Source organism: Candidatus Ichthyocystis sparus (assembly GCF_900078745.1).
Classification (GTDB): domain Bacteria; phylum Pseudomonadota; class Gammaproteobacteria; order Burkholderiales; family 2013Ark19i; genus Ichthyocystis; species Ichthyocystis sparus.
The window spans coordinates 49,901-69,178 of record NZ_FKII01000061.1 but is presented as its reverse complement, the minus strand read 5'-3'; the positions used below and the strand labels follow the sequence as shown (position 1 = coordinate 69,178).

Here is a 19,278-nt window from a genome sequence, read left to right as displayed (position 1 = left end):
GAGTGTTTTTCCTATGGGTGGATGTTCCCGTTTTGAGGTTATTGTTGTTGGTGCTGGGCATGCTGGTGTTGAGGCAGCTATGGCTTCAGCCAGGATGAATGCTAGTACTTTATTGCTGACTATGAGTAAAGATGATCTTGGACGCATGTCATGCAATCCCTCAATTGGTGGTATTGGTAAGAGCCATTTAGTTAAGGAACTTGATTCTCTCGGTGGACTGATGGCCACTGTTGCAGATCGTTCCGGGATTCAGTTTCGTGTTTTAAATCGAAGCAAGGGCCCCGCAGTTCAGGCTACCCGTGCTCAGGTTGATAGACTTTTGTATCAGCAGGCAGTGTCAGATGCTGTAAATGATTTTCCTTTTTTGACCGTTTTGTGCGGAAAAGTTACTAGCTTATCTATTTCCAACAACAAATGTATAGGAGTTTTTTGTGGAGGGGAGGAAATTTTATCTGATGTGGTTATCCTGACATCAGGTACTTTTCTAGGTGGAGTAATGTATGTAGGCGAAGAGAAGTTTGAATGCGGTAGATTGGGTGATCCATCAGCACACGAATTATCACTGCAGTTACGTAGTATAGGACTGCCTGTTGGTAGGTTAAAGACTGGTACCCCACCGCGTTTGAAAACTAGCTCTATTAAGTTCGACAATTTGGAAGAACAATGGGGTGATTCTCCCACTCCAGTGTTTTCTGATCAAGGTGTTTTTTACCCTCATCCAGAGCAGAGGTGTTGCTGGATTACCAAGACCAATCAAAAGACGCATGATATCATTCGCGCTGGGTATGATCGGTCCCCTATTTTTTCAGGTGCAATTGAGGGAGTTGGTCCAAGGTACTGTCCTTCTATAGAGGACAAAGTATTTCGTTTTTCTGACAGGGATAGTCATCAAATTTTTCTTGAACCAGAGGGATTGAGCTCAGATATAATTTACCCTAATGGTATTTCTACCTCTCTTCCTAAAGATATTCAAGATGAGTTTATTCGCTCTATACATGGTTTAGAACAAGCAGAGATTGTTTGTTACGGATACGCTATTGATTACGATTACATAGATCCGCGAGATTTGTTTCCTCATCTAGAATCTAGGTCGTTGCCTGGATTGTTTTTGGCAGGCCAAATAAATGGCACGACTGGTTATGAAGAGGCTGCTATTCAGGGTCTTTTGGCGGGAATCAATGCAGCTCTTAGGGTAAGAAAACAAGAGCAGTGGGTTCCTAGTCGTTATCAATCTTATCTTGGCGTTTTGTTGGATGATCTAGTTTTTAGAGGAGTCACAGAGCCTTATCGAATGTTTACGTCACGGGCTGAATATAGACTTATGCTGCGTGAGGATAATTCTGACCAAAGATTGACAGAAATTGGGTATCGCTTGGGTACTGTTACTGATGCGCAGTGGTCGTACTTTTGTCGTAAGCAGGATGCTCTGATACGAGAAGAAGAAAGGCTCAGATCTTCTTATGTTAAGCCAGAGTCTAAGGAGTGGTTGTCACTGGACTTAACTAAGGAAGTGTCCTTATTGCAGTTATTGAAGAGACCTGAAATTAATTATGTTGATGTTGTTTTTGGTCAGGGGGAATCTTGGCCTGCATCGTGGGTGAGATCATTAGAGGCCAGTATTAAATACGCTGGATACGTAGATAGGCAAAAGAAAGATATTGAGAGGATGAGCCTATTTGATTCTTTAAATATCCCCACAGATTTAGATTTTGACCGAATTTCTGGATTATCAAACGAGGTAAAGCAAATTCTTAGGAAAATTTCCCCAAATACTTTAGGACAAGCTTCTAGATTAGCTGGTGTTACTCCAGCTGCTATTCAGTTGTTGCGTGTATATCTGCGGCGTTGTTACGGTGTCTGATATAGAATTTCTTTCGGAGGCACTTGCCAGACAAAAAATTTTGGTAACTAAGAAGCAGCTGGATAAACTTTATAGATATGCTAATCTCATACTAAATTGGAATAGAGTATATAATCTTACATCTGTTAAGGTATTTGATGAGGTAGTTATCAGACACATTGTGGATAGTTTGTCTGTGGTGCCGTATTTGTCTACACGTTCCTTTTTTTCCTTATTAGATGTAGGTAGTGGAGCTGGGTTACCTGGTATTCCATTATCTGTCGTTTATCCAGATGTTAATTTTTGTTTGTTGGAGGCCAGGGAGAAACGGTGTATTTTTTTGTCGCAAGTAAAAGCTGAGCTAGATTTGCCTAATGCTGATGTCAAGTGGTGTCGTGTGAGGGATTTTGTTTCTGATGAGGGATATGACGTAATTATATCTAGAGCTTTTTCATCTCTGTCTGAATTTGTCTTATGTTCCAGACATTTGTGTGGCAAAGGCGGTTGTTGGTATGCAATGAAAGGTGCATATCCGGAGCATGAAGTTAGAGAGTTGTCAGATGATTTTGTTGTGCTAGAGTGGTGGCCTATTAAGTTTGTTGATACTAGAGCTAGTCGCTGCTTGCTGCGTATAGCGAGGAAGGTTTGATGAATAAGGTGTTTGCTATAGCAAATCAGAAGGGTGGCGTAGGAAAGACCACAACTGCTGTTAATTTAGCTGCATCTATTGCTATTCGTGGCTTTAAAGTGTTGCTTATTGATCTGGACCCTCAGGCCAACGCGACAATTGCAAGTGGAATTTCTTCTATTGATGTTAGCGTATACGATGTTTTATGTGGCCGTGCTTCAATTAATAAGGCCATTTATTTTAGTAAAGATGTTAATTTTCATGTGCTGGCTTCTTGCAGAGATCTAGTGGCAGTTGAGTTAGAGTTGGCTAGTATGCCCAAAAGGCAATTGCTTTTACGTAATTTGCTATCAGAGATCAAAGGTGATTTTGATTTCATTTTATTAGATTGTCCTCCGGCCTTGGGTTTGTTAACTTTGAACGGTTTGACTGCCGCGCATCGTGTTCTTATTCCCATGCAATGTGAGTACTATGCTCTTGGTGGTCTAGCTGAGTTAGTTGGCACTTTGCGCTCTGTTAAGCGTTCCTTCAATAAAGGACTGGAAGTGGAAGGTCTAGTTTTGACGATGTTTGACAGCAGGAGTGTGCTTTGTCGTCAAGTTGCTGATCAAGTCCGCGAACATTTTGGGGACAAGGTTTTTGACTCAGTTATTCCTAGGAATGTTCGTTTAGCGGAAGCTCCCAGTTATGGCTTGCCATGTGTTGTTTTTGATAGGGCAGCACGAGGTTCTCGTGCCTACTTGGCATGTGCTGATGAATTTATTCGTCGTGCTAAGCAGGTGCAGTTAAAAATTCATCACAGAGAAGATGACGTTACTTATGAAGAAGCATAGAGGTCTAGGTAGGGGATTGGATAGTTTTTTTAGGGAGTCTTTTGTCTCCGATGATTTTTCTACCAGTGATTCTGTAATTCAGTGTTCTGTTGAGGAGTTGTTTCCCGGCAAATGCCAACCAAGAACCTTTACGGATCCTGATGTTTTAGAGGAATTATCTGCCTCTATCCGTGCTCATGGTGTAATACAACCAATTGTTGTTCGTCCTCGCGCTGGTGGTGGATACGAGATTATTGCTGGTGATCGTAGATGGAGGGCATCAAAGTTAGCTGGTCTTAAGCTGGTTCCAGTTATAGTTAGAGATGTTCCAGATTCAGTTGCCCTTCCCTTGGCCATTATTGAGAATGTACAAAGAGAGGCCTTAACCCCTATAGATGAAGCTCAAGCTATAAAGAGATTGTTGGATGAGTTTGGAATGACTCATCAGCAAGTTTCAGAGACTATTGGTAGATCTCGTACTGCTGTAACTAACCTACTTCGGCTATTATCTCTTCACAAAGGTGTTGTCCAATTGTTACAAGATTCTTGTATTGATGTTGGACATGCACGGCCGTTGCTATCTTTGAGCAAAGAAGATCAGATAGAAGCGGCTAAACAGATTATAGACAGGGGTTTATCTGTTCGCCAGACAGAAGCTATGGTTCGTAGCTTTGTTAAGCAACCAGGTAGGTCTGATCTTAAAAAGAACCCTGACAGGATTGATGCTGATACACGTCTTATCCAAGAAAGGCTGTCCGATATATTATGTGCTCCAGTGTCAATTAACAAACTCTCAAATGGCTCCTTTTGTCTCTCCGTTAAATATGATACCCTGGACCAACTGGACGGTTTTTTAAGCAGATTTGGAGTTTTTGAGACCGATAAGGTAATGGATATTTGCTAGACTGTTGTTGAATGTGCTTGTTGTTTCTGGTAATCTCTGGTCTTGTTGTTTTTGGATTTTGGCAGCTCCAGTGGATGCTTCTAGTTTAACTCCGGCGGGGTATGTTCTTCACCACTTGCGGAGTATGGTTTCGAAGGATTTTGGTCATCATATCCCCATAGTTGACTTTTCTTACATAAACATCGATACAGTCCTGTGGTCTGTCTTGATGTCGGTTTTCGCCTTTCTATTCATGTTTCTTGTAGCTCGACGTGCTACTGCTGGTGTTCCTTCTAGGTGGCAGTGCTCAGTAGAGATTCTGTTCGAATTTTTTGCGTCTCAGGTGCGGTCGATTATTCCTGGCTCTTCTAAATGTGACTTTGTTATCCCTCTTTCGGTAAGCGTTTTTATCTGGATTTTTATGATGAATGCCCTGGACTTATTGCCCGTAGATTTGTTTCCCAGGTTGTTTTCGGTTACCGGTATATCGGAGTATCAAAGAATAGTCCCTACTGCCGATGTTAATGGTGCTTTGGGGATGTCCCTTGGAGTGTTGTTGCTGATGTTCTTTTATGGAATTAAGTCGAAAAAATTGGGATTTTTTAAGGAATTAGTTACTGCACCTTTTGGTTCCAAGTTGATTTTGTTTATACCTAATCTGGTGATAAACGTAATAGAATACTCAGCCAAATTTGTTTCCTTGGGCTTGAGGCTTTTTGGGAATATGTATGCCGGTGAGTTGCTGTTTATGTTGATTGCACTCATGGGTGCTACTGCCAAGATCTACGGTTGTGTTGGCCAGTTTTTTGCTGGATTGCTATGGGCGATTGCTCATATTTTTATCATATCACTGCAGGCATTTATTTTTGTTATGCTGATGATGATATACATAGGTCAAGCGCAGGAGAAGCACTAGTTTTTTTGTTATTTTTTGACTCAGGGGATTTTCATGACAGATGTTTCTTTTGTTGCACTTGCTTGTGGGATGATCATTAGTTTTGGCGCTATTGGGGCCTGTATAGGTATCAGTTTGATGGGTGGAAAGTATATTGAGGCTGCTGCTCGTCAGCCTGAGTTGATGGACAAGTTGCAAACTAAAATGTTTCTTTTGGCAGGGTTGATTGATGCTGCTTTTCTGATAGGTGTTGGTGTTGCTATGATGTTTGCGTTTGCTAACCCCTTTGTTACTGGATGATTTAGAGTTGGTTGTAATTTATTAATGGGTGAAAATGCGTGAATCTTAACGCTACATTGTTTGTTCAGTGCCTTGTGTTTTTTGGTTTGGCCTGGTTTACTATGCGCTTTGTTTGGCCCCCAATTTCTAAGGTCTTGGATGAGAGGTCTGAGAGAATTTCTTGTGGTCTGGCAGATGCTGAGGCCGCTGCTCTTGCGTTATCTGAGGCTAAAGCTGAATCTCATGATCTGATTGGTAAAGCAAGATTAGAAGCCAGGGATATTGTGCTTAAGGCAGAGAAGCGAGCTGATGATATTGTTTGTCGTGCGCGCGAAGAGGCCGCTGCTGCTGTTGCTCGTGCTCAAGTATTGGCAGAGCAAGCTTCTGTTCAGGCTAAGAAGCGGGCTGAAGAAGAGTTAATGAAAGATTTTTCTAGCTTGGTTATGGAAGCAACCCGTGCGGTGTTGCTTAAAGAAGTAGATATGGGAGTTCACCAAAGTATATTGGAGCGTATGGTGCGTCGTGATGAGTCGCGGTATGGCAAATAGTTTTACTTTGGCTCGTCCCTATGCAAAGGCCGTTTTTGATATTGCTGAGAGATCTGATTTGCTGGATTCTTGGTCCGATTTTTTAAAAGCGGTTAACGATGTTTTTCCGGACCTTATGCTGGTTGTTTTTGGAGCTTCGGGTCGTCGTGGTGTGTTGTCCCTGTTGGACTTTCGGTCTATTTTTTCTGAGCAGCAGGTGTTTTTTCTAAAGTTGCTTTTGAGTAGAGGAAGGTTTAGGTATTTTCCGGCTATTTGCTCGATTTTTCATGAGATGCTTTACCAAAGAAATGCTATTACTCCGGTTGTTGCGAAATCAGGCTTAGATTTATCTCCGGAAGATATTTCGTCTATTACCGCTTTCTTAGAGAAGATGCTTTCATCTAAGGTGGATGTTCGTTTTGATATAGATTCTCGAATTATAGGTGGTTGTGTGTTCCACATCCATGACGATTGCTACGATGCATCAGTTTTAGGGCGCCTTGAAAAGTTGGAAGGTGCTTTGGGCGTATAGGAGGTTTTTTACATGCAATTGAGCCCCAGTGAAATAAGTGCAGTCATTCGCGAAAAAATAAAAAGTATGAGCATGGATGTTGTTGTGTCTAACGAGGGTGTTATTTCATCCTTGTTTGACGGCATTGCTCGTGTGGATGGGCTTGGAAAAGTTATGCAAGGGGAAATGGTTGCTTTTCCCGGTGGTACTTATGGGTTAGCTTTGAATCTAGAGAGAGACTCGGTTGGTGTGGTTTTACTTGGTGAGTATGGGCATTTATCTGAGGGAGACAAAGTTCATACCACTGGGCGTATTCTCGAGGTTCCTGTTGGATGTGCTCTTTGTGGGCGTGTGGTTGATGCTTTGGGAAGTCCCATTGATGGACTTGGCTCAGTAAATACAGAGAAAACTTCCCCTATAGAAAAGATTGCTCCTGGTGTTATTGATCGCTGTTCCGTTTCTCAGCCATTGCAGACAGGAATTAAGTGCGTTGATTCGATGGTTCCTATTGGACGTGGTCAGCGTGAGCTCATAATTGGAGATCGTCAGACCGGTAAGACTTCCTTAGCCATTGACACTATTATAAATCAGAAAGGCACCGGAGTTGTTTGTGTTTATGTGGCTATTGGCCAAAAGGCTTCCTCTGTCGCCAACGTTGTGTCTAAGCTTGAGGAGCACGGAGCCTTAGCTCATACTATTGTTGTGGTGGCCTCTGCAAGTGATTCGGCTGCCATGCAATATATTGCCCCTTACTCTGCGTGTGCTATGGGTGAGTTTTTTCGTGATCGCGGCGAGGATGCGTTGATTGTTTATGATGATTTGACGAAGCAGGCGTGGGCCTATCGTCAGATATCGTTGTTGCTTCGTCGTCCACCTGGACGAGAGGCTTACCCAGGTGATGTATTTTATTTGCATTCCCGTTTGCTAGAGAGGGCGTCACGGGTAAATGAGAGCTATGTAGAACGGGCTACTTGCGGCAAAGTTAAGGGCAAGACTGGTTCTTTGACGGCTCTACCAATCATTGAGACTCAGGCAGGGGATGTCTCGGCTTTTATTCCCACCAACGTAATTTCAATCACTGATGGTCAGATTTTTTTGGAAACTGATCTTTTTAATTCGGGTGTGCGTCCTGCTTTGAATGCGGGAATTTCGGTATCACGTGTCGGAGGTGCTGCACAAACCAAGGTCATCAAAAAGGTTGGTGGTGGTGTTAGGTTGGCTCTTGCCCAATATCGTGAACTAGCATCTTTTTCTCAGTTTGCCTCCGATCTTGATGAAGCTACGCGTAAGCAATTGCAACATGGAGAGCGGGTGGTAGAGCTGATGAAGCAGTCTCAGTTTTCTCCGTTTTCTGTTGCTCAGATGGCTGTAGTGTTGTTTGCTGCTAATAATGGCTACCTTGATGAAGTAGAAGTGTCTAAGATTTCTTCATTTGAGAGTGAGTTGTTATCGTTTATTGACCATAATCATGCTGATTTTATGTCACGTCTTAATAAGAGTAATGATCTTGTTCGTGATTTGGAGGTTGAGCTGAGGACGATTATTGGTAAGTTTAAAGAAACTTATTCCTAGGTAGGATTTTCTTTATGTCGTCTGCAAAGATTATTCGTCAAAAAATTAAGAGTGTGACAAGTACACGTAAGATTACTACGGCTATGCATATGGTTTCCGCATCTAAAATGAGAAAAGCTCAGGAGGAGATGTTTGCCATGCGTCCTTATGTTGTTAAGGTGCGTGAATTGGCATTGAACTTGCTATCGTTGGCAAAGGACTATCGTCACACCTATGTATTTGGCAATGGCGCCGTTCCCTCTAGTACCGGCTTTATCGTAATTTCTACCGATAAGGGTCTATGTGGGGGCTTAAACTCCAATCTATTTCGTAGTCTCCTAAAGAGTATTGATGATCTTAGACTCAGTATAGATTCGGATTGCCGTGTTGCTACTATAGGTGAGAGAGCTTATAGTTTTGTTAGACGTACTGGTTTTAATGTGGAAGCTCATGTTTCGTTAACGGGATACCAAGATAATTTTTCTGGAATTTTGGCAGTGGCAAAATCGATGCTGTGTCTTTTTGACCGAAATGAGATTAGTAGGCTGTTTATTTTGTTTAATCGTTTTGAGAACACGATGAAGCAAGTTCCAAAGCTGTTGCAGTTGTTGCCAATACAAACTATAGAAGATACAGCCATTAACTCTAAGAGGCGCGACTGTATTTTCGAGCCTAGTGAGACGGAGTTGGTTGATCTTTTGTTAGAGCGCTACATAGAGAGTTTAGTCTTTGAGTCTGTGGCCGAGCATAATTCATCGGAGCAGAGCGCGAGGATGGTTGCTATGAAAGCTGCTTCTGACAATGCCGGGGATTTTATTGATTATCTGAAGCTAGAGTATAACAAATCTCGTCAGGCTGCCATTACCAAGGAGTTGTCAGAGATTGTTGGTGGTAGCAGTGTTTTGTAGCGTGGTTGTGCCCGTTCAAAGGAAATATAGTGTATGAGTAAAGGTAAGATAGTTCAGATCATTGGTCCAGTAGTGGATGTTTTGTTTCCGCTTGATAGTATGCCAAAGATTTACGAAGCTGTCCGTACAGTTGATTCGGGTCTGGTTTTGGAGGTTCAGCAGCAGCTTGGTGATGGCTTAGTGCGCACTATTGCCATGGGATCCACAGATGGTTTGTCACGCAGTGTAGATGTTGAGTCTACTGGGGGGCCTATTTCTGTTCCAGTAGGGGAAAAAACTCTGGGGAGAATAATGGACGTTCTTGGGCAACCCATAGACGAGAAGGGACCAATTGGTGATGGCGAGCTTCGTTCCATTCACGCTCCTACCCCTGCATTTGAGGATTTGAAGCCATCTACAGAAATATTGGAAACTGGCATTAAGGTAATCGATCTGGTTTGTCCCTTTGCCAAGGGCGGTAAAGTCGGACTGTTTGGTGGTGCGGGTGTGGGCAAGACCGTAAACATGATGGAACTTATTCGTAACATTGCTATTGAGCATAGTGGATACTCAGTTTTTGCCGGTGTTGGTGAAAGGACTCGCGAAGGAAATGATTTCTATCATGAAATGATGGAATCTAACGTACTAGACAAAGTATCTCTAGTTTATGGACAAATGAATGAACCACCAGGTAACCGTTTTAGAGTTGCATTAACTGGACTTACCTTGGCCGAAAAGTTTCGTGATGATGGTCGTGATGTTCTCTTGTTTATTGACAATATATACCGTTATACCCTAGCAGGTACTGAAGTTTCAGCTTTGCTGGGTAGGATGCCATCTGCCGTAGGTTACCAACCCACATTAGCTGAAGAAATGGGCCGACTACAAGAGCGTATAACCTCTACCAAGAAAGGCTCTATTACCTCCATACAGGCAGTATATGTGCCAGCAGATGATTTGACTGATCCCTCCCCTGCAACAACGTTTCTGCATTTAGATGCTACAGTAGTTCTGTCGCGAGACATAGCTGCCTTAGGTATATATCCCGCAGTAGATCCACTGGACTCTGCAGCTAGGCAGTTGGACCCGGCAGTTATTGGTAAGGAGCACTATGATGTGGCTCGATCTGTCCAGGGTACATTGCAGCGCTACAAGGAGTTAAAGGACATCATAGCTATTCTCGGTATGGACGAATTGTCGCAAAGTGATAAATTAACAGTTACAAGGGCCAGGAAAATTCAGAAGTTCTTATCCCAGCCGTTTTTTGTTGCAGAGGTGTTTACAGGCTCTCCTGGTAAGTATGTCTCTGTGGCTGAAACCGTCCGAGGGTTTAAAATGATTGTGGATGGTGAATGCGATCATCTGCCAGAGCAGGCCTTTTATATGGTTGGTGGCATTGATGAGGCCTTTGAGAGAGCCAAGAATTTATCTTGAGGGGGCGGCCGCATGGCTAATTTTTTTCAGCTAGATGTTCTGACACTCAAGGGTTCTTTGTTCTCAGGCAAGGTTTATTTCTCTGTTTTTCCTGCCGTGCGAGGACCTATAGGAGTCTATGCTGGTCATGCTGCGTTTTTAACCCGTGTTCTTTCAGGATTGCTGAGAATTTACACCAGTGAATTTGTTGGGGTAGAACCATCGAAACCCGATGAATCCATTGTGGTTAGTGGTGGTGTGCTGGAGGTTCTTCCCACATCGGTTGTGCTTTTAGCTGATGTGGCTCTTCGCACTGATGAAATTGATGAGGAGCATGTTCTAGAAGCTCAGCTTGTCGCTAAGAGGAAAGAAGTGTCTGAGGTTGCCGATGATGAGCGTGCTAGAATGATGCAGGAAATTGCCCTAGTTCAGGCCCAAATGGCTGCTTTGAGGCATCTGCGCAGGCGCTAAGCTTTATGAAAATATCCACAGGATTCTACTTAAATCCGCGTTGAGGTTTGTTTTTTCTCTCGTAACGAAAGTGTGTTTTTTGCTACAAGCTATGTTTATACATATTCCATAGTTTTGAGCAAAGCGTGTTTTATATTTTAAAACAATATGTTACCGGAATGGCACAATATTTTTTCTAGATTTTTTGTGTTGTTTTATCTGTCCCATCAGGGCAACTGTCATCTACTGTCTTATATTGTCCACAACCACGCTAGTCATTTTATAACAGATTTATCCACAGCCTTAATGGGTAGTTGAGTTTATAATATTTTTATTAACACTGAGGTGCAACTTGAGCCGCTTTATACGAGTTGTTGTGGATGTTTGCGCACGTAATCAATTCTTTGACTATCGTATTTCTGATGATCAATCAGTATCATGCTACCAATGGGTATTTGTTCCCTTCAGAAAAAAGTCTGTTTTAGCATTTGTTATTGGGGTAGATATTGAGCCTGCTATAGATGGCGATAAGTGTCTATTTATTAACAGTGTGGTGCCATTGCCACCAATGCCTAGGAGCTGGTACAACCTAGTTGAGTTTGCCTCTAGCTATTATTTTTACCCCATTGGCCGGGTCATTCTGCAAACTGTGCCAGCAGATTTTAAAAAAAATGGGAGCAGTTTCTGTTTAATGTGCTACAAACTGACAGAAGATGGACAGGATTTTTGTGATAATACACCACCTCAGACTAGTACTACGGCTCAGATTTGCCACATAATCGGATACTACAACGGGCATTGCCTATTACCTAGCGTTGCTTATGTAACGCCAAAAATATCGCAAATTTTGAAGACCCTGCTGAGAAAAAAATATATAGAATCACATACCCATAGCGTTGGAGATGAATTTAAACAACCAGCGCCATTACCAATCTCTTGGCCTACAATTGCATTGTCATCTGAGCAGAAAAAAATTTTTGAAGAATGTATTTCTTCCAAAGAGGGGTTCTCAGTACATCTGCTATACGGAGTTACAGGTAGCGGTAAAACTAATACTTATATGCAATGGATTAAACATACTTTGCTTCTTAATAAGCAAGTTTTAGTTCTATTGCCTGAGATAGGTCTGATACACCAAACTTGTCAAAGCTTTGTTAGATATTTTCCTGGAATTTCAGTTGTATGCTGTAGTAGTGCTACTACTGGCAGGATAAAAACTCAGGACTGGTTAGCTGCTTTTACTGGTAACGCCAGCATAATTATAGGAACGCGTTCTGTACTGTTTTTTCCATTACCATATCTTGGGCTAATAGTAGTTGATGAAGAGCATGATCCATCATATAAACAAGATGATCACTTAAGATATAATGCCCGTGATTTGGCAGTTTGGTATGCTAAGAGCATTAACATCCCAATTATTCTTTCTTCGGCTACTCCATCATTGGAAACAGTTAGACATGCCAAGGCTGGAAAATACATATGTCATAAGATAACATCTCGGCCCAATAATCAAATAATGCCAGATATTTCGCTAGTAGACATAAGAGGGCAATACTTATCATCTGGTATAAGTAATGGTATTTTATTGGCAATAAGAAATGCTCTAAATAAATCTGAACAATCATTAGTTTTTATCAACCGTAGAGGTTTTTCTCCTATACTTAGATGCTTAATTTGTCAATGGGAAAGCATGTGTCCCCATTGTTCAGTGCGACTGGTTTTTCATAGAGAGAGTAAAAAATTAGTTTGCCACCACTGTTCTTTTAATCAACCCGTCGTTGTCTCATGTCCAAATTGTGGAAATATTGATTTATCATTGTATGGTATTGGCACACAAAAAGTTGAGATGGTGCTGGAAGAGCATTTTCCTGGAACAAAGATAACTAGAGTCGATCAAGACGTAATTAGAAACCCACAGGTGTTTAATGAAATCGTTGGTCGCATTAAGCGTAGAGAAGTAGATATTATCGTTGGAACACAGATGATGGCTAAGGGACATGATTTTGAACATTTAACTACAGTGGGCATTATAGATGCTGATTATCTATTATTTTCTCCTCTTTTACGAGCCCCAGAGAGATTATTCTCATTATTGCTACAAGTAGCGGGACGTTCAGGTCGAGGGCGTTGTTCTGGCAAGGTATTTATACAAACAGCATATCCCGATTCCTCGTTATATCAAAAATTGAAGAATCACGATTATTGGTTATTTGCTGATGAGCTTCTTAAGCAACGAGAGGAGTGCAACTTGCCGCCGTTATGCCACCAAGTGCTACTATGTATCCGTGACAAAGATGAATCTAAATTATGGAGCAACATCAAACGATGTCGCGAGATAGCATTGTCTATAAAGACTAGTTCGGTAATTATTTACGATCCAGTGCCAATGATGCCCTTTAAAGTGTCAAGACGCTATAGAGCACGACTACTTATTGAATCTGCTTCCAGATCCAATTTGCACCTACTTATTAGCTCCCTACGCATTAAACTTCTGGAGTCGCTGAATAACAACATAGAGTGGTACCTAAATGTTGATCCAATAGAGGTGTAAGAAGAAGTACGACCCTAACCGCACTTAATTCATACTATTTAGTTCCCTCTTTTGAGGCTTCACTGTCTCCCATTAGTACGCCGACCCTAGCCGCAAATGACGCTGAACTTGATTCAGAATCCAGTGAACATCCTTCTACCATGTCTGCAGCATCTGCCAGTTCCATTCTGTCGTCTCTAATCTCACTTTCCAGGTCTGGAGTCCAACCTTTACCCAGCGAATCTACTATTATTTTTCTTGCTCTGTGAATTTCATTGCTAGCTGCAAGTATTCTATCTGCAGCCGTGACCATATTTTCACACGCTACAATCATTTCTTCCTGGCTAACAAGAATCTCTGAAAGCACCTGTGAGCGACCACCCTCCGCCAATGAACGATTAGCGCACTTCACAGCGTCTCCCATCAGGTAACCTCTGGCCTGGCCTAGCAGAGCTGATCTTTCTCTCAGATCATGCTCAACCTTTTGTAATGGATCACATTCCTCATCTGCTCCCCCTACAGTATCCACTTTTGCTATATCTTGGGATCCTGTAGATGAGGAATCACCATCCTCTGGTCTACCCGCACCAGCACCTGAGTAACCAGATCTAGAAGCCCCTGCTTCAGCCATAATATTTGCCCCTTAAAAGTTATTATATTTCTCATTAGCAGGAACCGAAAAAACAACACACCCAATTAATCAAAAACACGCTAACGCTTTCTTAGCTTGAACTGAAAATACCAAGGTTAGTTATTGGAACATGTGTTGCAATTGTAATTATTAGTTTTTAGTTAAGCGCCGAGTATACGCAATGTGTACATGTTAATTTATATCACCGATCGATTTTTTATACTCATCATATAGCAAAGGACCCCCTACATCCTATAAAGTACAGTGGCCCGCTATATTACTAATGCTGTAAGAATATCAACAAACTAAAATTAATTCACACAGCGTGGGCAGATATCGACCTAACATAATCCATATACAATATCTATGCGCAATATAAACTTAAACTATGTATTCCATGTAAGTAAATTAAGTACTTAAATTAGAGCATATAGACACAAATATCTATTGATGTTTGTATCTATGTTCTTACTTTGTTTACGTTGTTAGAGTTAGTGTTTACCAGTAAATAAAGCTCAGAGTAAGACGGCATAGCCATCGAGCTATTGTCAATTAGAAACTCATTTTATCGGAACTTATGTTATTGAAAGAAGATGCCTACAGGCACCACAAGACTTAGAACAAGAAAATTCTAAAATCATGCGGAGTATAATTTAGAGGATGTTTGTCTGTGCTTTTTATATTCAAGCAACTAACTCATTCAAGATCTTCATTACTATTACCAGCTGAGCTTTCATATGAGGCAGTTTCAGCATCTGCTAACTCATCATCACTAAATTCAGGTTCGGCAACGGCTATATCTAATCCATTGTTATCAGGCTCAGGTCCAGCCTCAGCAAGAAGCTCATCGCCAAGCAATGCTAACAAACTTTGCGTTCTTAAGGAAAAACCAGTTATATCTGTCATGGTATAGCTAACACATCAATCACTTTAATTATTCTAGTAGAGCTACTAACAGGAAAGCACTTTTTATACTGCATACAGTCAATACAAAAAAATAAGTACGCAGATAAAGCAGCTGCAAAACGTTTCCCTAAACAATAACTCCGCGGGCACTACTAGTATTTTGGTCTGTTATCCATATTTTAATACGGCGAAACACTCAAGCGTCTGTAAAGGAGCAAGAACAAAATTAATCCCAATAAAAGCAAAAAAACAAACGCAGCCAATACAGACACGAGAACCATACACCTAACTAATATACGCTCGCGACCTTCGTAAACATTAGCATCTGCATTTCCTACTTCAAGCAACACTGCAGTAGCACTATCACTACCCAGCAAAGAGCCATCACCCGATTCTGGGCCAGAACCATAGCCATCATCAACATAATGAGGAGGAGGTGGACCCCCACCACTAGATCCCACAGCAACTAGTACCTCACAACATGGTTCTTCTTCTGGGAACTTATCATCATTGTTATTGCATACTTTTCCTTGCCACAATCCTAAACTTTTTTCTTCTTTTAATACAAGATCTCTATTGCCGCGTGGTTCAAGGAGACCAGAAGTCCAAAGAACTGATATTCCACCCATTGCTATTTCTCCCTATCTTACACGCAGTGACAATCTTATGGCTACCAACGATTTTCTCATATTAGGTACAAAATATTCCCTAAACTAACCATAAATGCACATGCTGAAATCCGATTTTTTTCAAGCGACACCAGAATCAGGTATGCTAAGAAATCCAATACTTATCAAGTATGCAGAACTGAGATCTACATATTCCAATTTTCTGCATGACGCAACTATGCTATAAAGCGCGACTAACATCTTACCTGTACTACCCTACCAAATTTACATCTTTGCAACTACCATGACAGACAGCACTAATTACTAATGTGAAATCTTCCCAATTTATTCGGGAATTTTGTGCAATATGCTCACATTGTCTACTACACCGGTAGTTCCTCATCACCAAATAACTCAACAAGGTAACATTCTAACAGACACAGACGCCGCCAGGTGACAGTAACAGACAGTAGGAGACCTAGCGCCAACTTAATGCACTAGTACAATGTGGCTTATGGTAGTCCTTAATTACTGAGAGTATATGTATTTTACATATACTCGTGTTACGGACACGGAATACCCAATGCCAAGCGTTCCTGCTAGAACTATGGTCAGACTATTGTTTTTTCAACATTACCGTTCCTGTAACTACTCCATTAAAACTTATTCAGCGCCAGTGACTGCATTAATAATAAAACAATTTTTTTCTGCTAAGTTAATTGTTGCTACTTTATCTTGTTTTAGTACTTGTCGGAGAAAAAGATGCTAGGACTATTATTCCGGACGAAGCAGTACAACTACTAACTTTAGCCCATGAAATAAGAGAAGGACTAAACGCATTTAGTCATTTTAGTTTTACCGGCAGTAATTATATTATCAGCATTATTTACATTATCTTCGGTTGCACCAGCAATTAGCTTACGAACTCGTGCAGCGCAGATAGATCTGCTAATTTCGAGTGTTTTTTTCAGTTTCTTGTACTATTAATTATGATATCTCTGATAGTGTACAAGAAACCCCTCTTTTTAAGAATGAGCGGTCCCCCCAACGAGCCTAGGATAGGGCAGATTGTAGCACGTTGATCAGATACACTCCCAGAAGGAGTATTTGAAATAGCACGTTCTGTGTTTCTATTATTAACGCTGAATATCATCTTCTTCTGAGCTTTGTCGGGTAAACTCGTAGTTGCGGGTTTCTCCTTTTTATGGCATTGCTTTTAACAAGAGAAAAAGCACCGTCAGAATCTGATTCCGCAGATTTAGAATCTCCTCCTGCTGTGTTTGCTACTAATCCCGTTCATTGATTATAATTTTTATCATGACGATGAAAGATTTGTAAACTTACATATGATTCATAATTTCATGAGCATAAAATAACTGAACAAACTACAATAATTTACGTTGACCTATACGTAAATTTAAGCAACTTATCAATGATGACTTAACTAGTCATGTTTACCTAGCAAGTTAGTACATTCCTTTTAAGCTATTTTTTTATGTATGCTGATATTGCTTGGCAGGTGTGGAGTGATTTTTTTCTGCACTTGTAACATACGCATTATTACTTACAAGTAAGAAGATGAAAGTTTTTAAGTGTCCAATTTTACTGAATTTAGTTTTATTCAATTAAAATAATGTAATCATAGATATGGAAAAAACATCGAAACACTATTTACAGTAGTCATATTGTGCTACCTAGTGCCTAATTTTGGGTCTAAATTACCATACGTAATTAGTAGTTACACTAAAAAGCATGCGACTAACATAAATTGTTATATAAAAGGAGTACTTATATAAAATTTTACTCAAAATTTACCACACAACCACATTTTTAATATCTGGCATTGAGTTTACTGATGCTATAAAGAACATACTGCCAAATATCCTAATTATATTGGATATTCATTTTATTAATATGTGATTGACATATACCCATATACCTGGTTTAGTTAATATAAGCATTGTCCGCCGACAATACTAACACCATGTAAAACAATCTACTTGATACTACAAATTTACAAATGGGAAAAACATTTTATTGCACTGTAGTCGATATTTATACTTGAATCATTAAGTTTAACCAAATATGATATCGTAGCTGCATCGTTAATAATTTGTTTGTTGCCACATACAAATTACATAAATGTTTAAAACCAAGCATTTCTGATAAAACTAAGTCCGGACCATTTTTTACAACATATGTACCCACCATTATTACAATTTACCTTCCTTGTTACGATTTCATTAAAACCTATTCAGCGCCGGCGCCTTCAAGTAATACTAAAATAATTTTTTCTGCTAATTAATAAATTAATCGTTGCTACTTTCTCTTGTTTGAGTACTTGTCGAAGAAGAAGACGTTAGGGCACTTACTCCGGCATCAGCAGTACAACTACTGGCTTTAGCCCATGAACTATAATTATTCAACGCCGAAACGCAGTTTCTCATTTTATTTTCACCAGCAGTTATTATACCATCAGCATTACGTACATCATCTTCGGTTGCACTATTACCTAGTTTACAGGCTCGTGCATGGCAGATGTCTTTGCTAACTTCTAGCATCTTGTTAGCTTCTTCTGACATTAAATCTGTCATCTCTGAAATATCTGATAGTGCACAACAAACTTCTCCTATTAATAATGAATGTCCTCCTGACGAACCGAGGATAGCTGCAGCACGTTGACTAGCTACACCACTAGAAAGAGAACTTGAAACAGCACGATCTACGCTCCTACTATTACGCTGAATCTCATATTCTTCTTCTTCTTCCCCTGGGCTTTTTCGAGTAAGCTCGTAATTGCGGGTTTCTCCTTCTTCCAGCTTTTCTCTAACTCTAGTGAGAACACTATTTGAACCTGATTCATCATCAGATTCATAATCTCCATCTCCAGCTGTACCTGTCACTAATCTCGACCTGTCCATTGATTTTATCCCTTTTACATGAGTGATGAAAAATTTGTAAACTTACATATAATTCATAATTACATGAGCATAAAATGTGACAAAAAATAACTGAAAAATACAATAATTTATGCCGACATATGATGATTTAATTTAAGCAACTTATCAATCAGATCTACTAACTAGTCATATTTACCTAGCAAGTTAGTACATCCCTTTCAGCTATTTTTTTTATGTGTGCTGGCATTACTAGACAGGCAGAATTGTAATATTTTGTTTGCATTTGTAATATACGCATCATTACGTACGAATAAGAAGCTGAAAAAGCTTAAAGCATCTGGTTTTACTCAATTTAGTTTTATTCAATCAAAATAGTATAATTATAGATATAGCCAAAACATAGCTTGCGGTAGTCAAATTGTGCTACCTAGTACCAAAGGCCTAAATTACAATACTTAATTAGTAATTACACTAATATATAAAGCATGCGACTACATTAATTGATATGTAAAATGTATAGTACTTATATATGACTAATAATTTTACTCAATTAAAATTTACTATATTTCTAATGTTTGGCATTGAGTTTATTGATGATATAAAAAATATTTTGCCAAATTATTCTAATTGTATTTGGATATTTATTTTATCAAAATGTATTTGAGATGTGCACGTATATCTGAATTAGGTAATCTAATTGTTATTAACTGATGACACTAATAGCCTTTAACATGGGAAACGACTTAATTGATCCTACAAATTTATGAATGGGTAAAACATTTTATTGTACTGTGAATGATATTTATACTTAAGTTATTAAGCTAAACAAATATGATATTTAGTTTTATTATTTATAATTTATTTGTTGTTATATATAGCTACATACATAAATAGATATTTACGCAAGAATTAGGAAGAGAAAAAATAATAACCTATAATTTATACTCATGATTCTTGGTTTAAATGTCTAAACACTGTCGATGATATTTTAGTTAAGATATTATTAATATTGGATGTACTGTATAGA

At 39.9% G+C, this 19,278-nt stretch carries 17 protein-coding genes; 13 read left to right on the top strand and 4 right to left on the bottom strand.

Going from position 1 to position 19,278, the window contains the following annotated elements; all coding sequences use genetic code 11:
- Positions 1–13 precede the first annotated feature (13 nt).
- From mnmG to priA, 13 genes are all read left to right on the top strand, one after another.
- Positions 14–1,861 (top strand): tRNA uridine-5-carboxymethylaminomethyl(34) synthesis enzyme MnmG, encoded by a 1,848-nt coding sequence (gene mnmG, locus A6733_RS05960; RefSeq protein WP_092460680.1) that lies wholly within the window; start codon positions 14–16, stop codon positions 1,859–1,861.
- Positions 1,854–2,489, top strand: coding sequence for a 16S rRNA (guanine(527)-N(7))-methyltransferase RsmG (gene rsmG / locus A6733_RS05955; RefSeq protein ID WP_175330510.1), 636 nt, complete (start codon positions 1,854–1,856; stop codon positions 2,487–2,489). Before mnmG ends, rsmG begins: the two co-directional genes overlap by 8 nt.
- Positions 2,489–3,301: a ParA family protein gene (locus A6733_RS05950; RefSeq protein ID WP_092401106.1), complete on the top strand. Its 813-nt coding sequence runs from the start codon at positions 2,489–2,491 to the stop codon at positions 3,299–3,301. The genes rsmG and A6733_RS05950 overlap by 1 nt, the downstream gene beginning before the upstream one ends.
- A complete protein-coding gene (locus A6733_RS05945; RefSeq protein WP_242641444.1) occupies positions 3,288–4,184 on the top strand; it encodes a ParB/RepB/Spo0J family partition protein in 897 nt (298 codons plus the stop codon). Before A6733_RS05950 ends, A6733_RS05945 begins: the two co-directional genes overlap by 14 nt.
- 58 nt (positions 4,185–4,242) lie before the next feature.
- Entirely contained in the window at positions 4,243–5,079 is an 837-nt protein-coding gene (gene atpB / locus A6733_RS05940) for a F0F1 ATP synthase subunit A (protein WP_092401229.1), read from the top strand.
- Between the two features lie 33 nt (positions 5,080–5,112).
- Positions 5,113–5,358, top strand: coding sequence for a F0F1 ATP synthase subunit C (atpE, locus tag A6733_RS05935; protein ID WP_092401100.1), 246 nt, complete (start codon positions 5,113–5,115; stop codon positions 5,356–5,358).
- Positions 5,359–5,396: 38 nt separating this feature from the next.
- Positions 5,397–5,885, top strand: coding sequence for a F0F1 ATP synthase subunit B (locus A6733_RS05930; RefSeq protein WP_092401096.1), 489 nt, complete (start codon positions 5,397–5,399; stop codon positions 5,883–5,885).
- On the top strand, positions 5,875–6,396 hold the full coding sequence (gene atpH, locus A6733_RS05925) for an ATP synthase F1 subunit delta (RefSeq protein ID WP_175330509.1): 522 nt from the start codon (positions 5,875–5,877) through the stop codon (positions 6,394–6,396). The genes A6733_RS05930 and atpH overlap by 11 nt, the downstream gene beginning before the upstream one ends.
- Before the next feature lie 66 nt (positions 6,397–6,462).
- On the top strand, positions 6,463–7,947 hold the full coding sequence (gene atpA, locus A6733_RS05920; RefSeq protein WP_420885910.1) for a F0F1 ATP synthase subunit alpha: 1,485 nt from the start codon (positions 6,463–6,465) through the stop codon (positions 7,945–7,947).
- Positions 7,948–7,961: 14 nt separating this feature from the next.
- A complete protein-coding gene (gene atpG / locus A6733_RS05915) occupies positions 7,962–8,834 on the top strand; it encodes an ATP synthase F1 subunit gamma (RefSeq protein ID WP_092401086.1) in 873 nt (290 codons plus the stop codon).
- Between the two features lie 33 nt (positions 8,835–8,867).
- On the top strand, positions 8,868–10,247 hold the full coding sequence (gene atpD / locus A6733_RS05910) for a F0F1 ATP synthase subunit beta (protein ID WP_092401083.1): 1,380 nt from the start codon (positions 8,868–8,870) through the stop codon (positions 10,245–10,247).
- 12 nt (positions 10,248–10,259) lie between these two features.
- Complete coding sequence (gene atpC / locus A6733_RS05905; RefSeq protein ID WP_092401080.1) at positions 10,260–10,697, top strand: ATP synthase F1 subunit epsilon; 438 nt, start codon at positions 10,260–10,262, stop codon at positions 10,695–10,697.
- A 331-nt stretch (positions 10,698–11,028) separates the two neighbouring features.
- Complete coding sequence (gene priA, locus A6733_RS05900) at positions 11,029–13,227, top strand: replication restart helicase PriA (RefSeq protein WP_141663294.1); 2,199 nt, start codon at positions 11,029–11,031, stop codon at positions 13,225–13,227.
- A 34-nt stretch (positions 13,228–13,261) separates the two neighbouring features.
- Here the strand turns inward: priA and A6733_RS05895 are convergent, their stop codons facing one another.
- The 4 genes from A6733_RS05895 to A6733_RS05880 form a co-directional block, all read right to left on the bottom strand.
- Positions 13,262–13,837: a hypothetical protein gene (locus A6733_RS05895; protein ID WP_092411178.1), complete on the bottom strand. Its 576-nt coding sequence runs from the start codon at positions 13,835–13,837 to the stop codon at positions 13,262–13,264.
- Between the two features lie 696 nt (positions 13,838–14,533).
- Positions 14,534–14,743, bottom strand: a complete 210-nt coding sequence (locus A6733_RS05890) for a hypothetical protein (protein ID WP_092401071.1) — start codon at positions 14,741–14,743, stop codon at positions 14,534–14,536.
- 179 nt (positions 14,744–14,922) lie between these two features.
- Positions 14,923–15,372 carry a hypothetical protein gene (locus tag A6733_RS05885; RefSeq protein ID WP_092411179.1) on the bottom strand — a complete coding sequence of 150 codons (450 nt, stop codon included), beginning with the start codon at positions 15,370–15,372 and terminating at the stop codon, positions 14,923–14,925.
- 2,288 nt (positions 15,373–17,660) lie between these two features.
- Entirely contained in the window at positions 17,661–18,272 is a 612-nt protein-coding gene (locus A6733_RS05880) for a hypothetical protein (RefSeq protein WP_092411180.1), read from the bottom strand.
- Positions 18,273–19,278 lie beyond the last annotated feature (1,006 nt).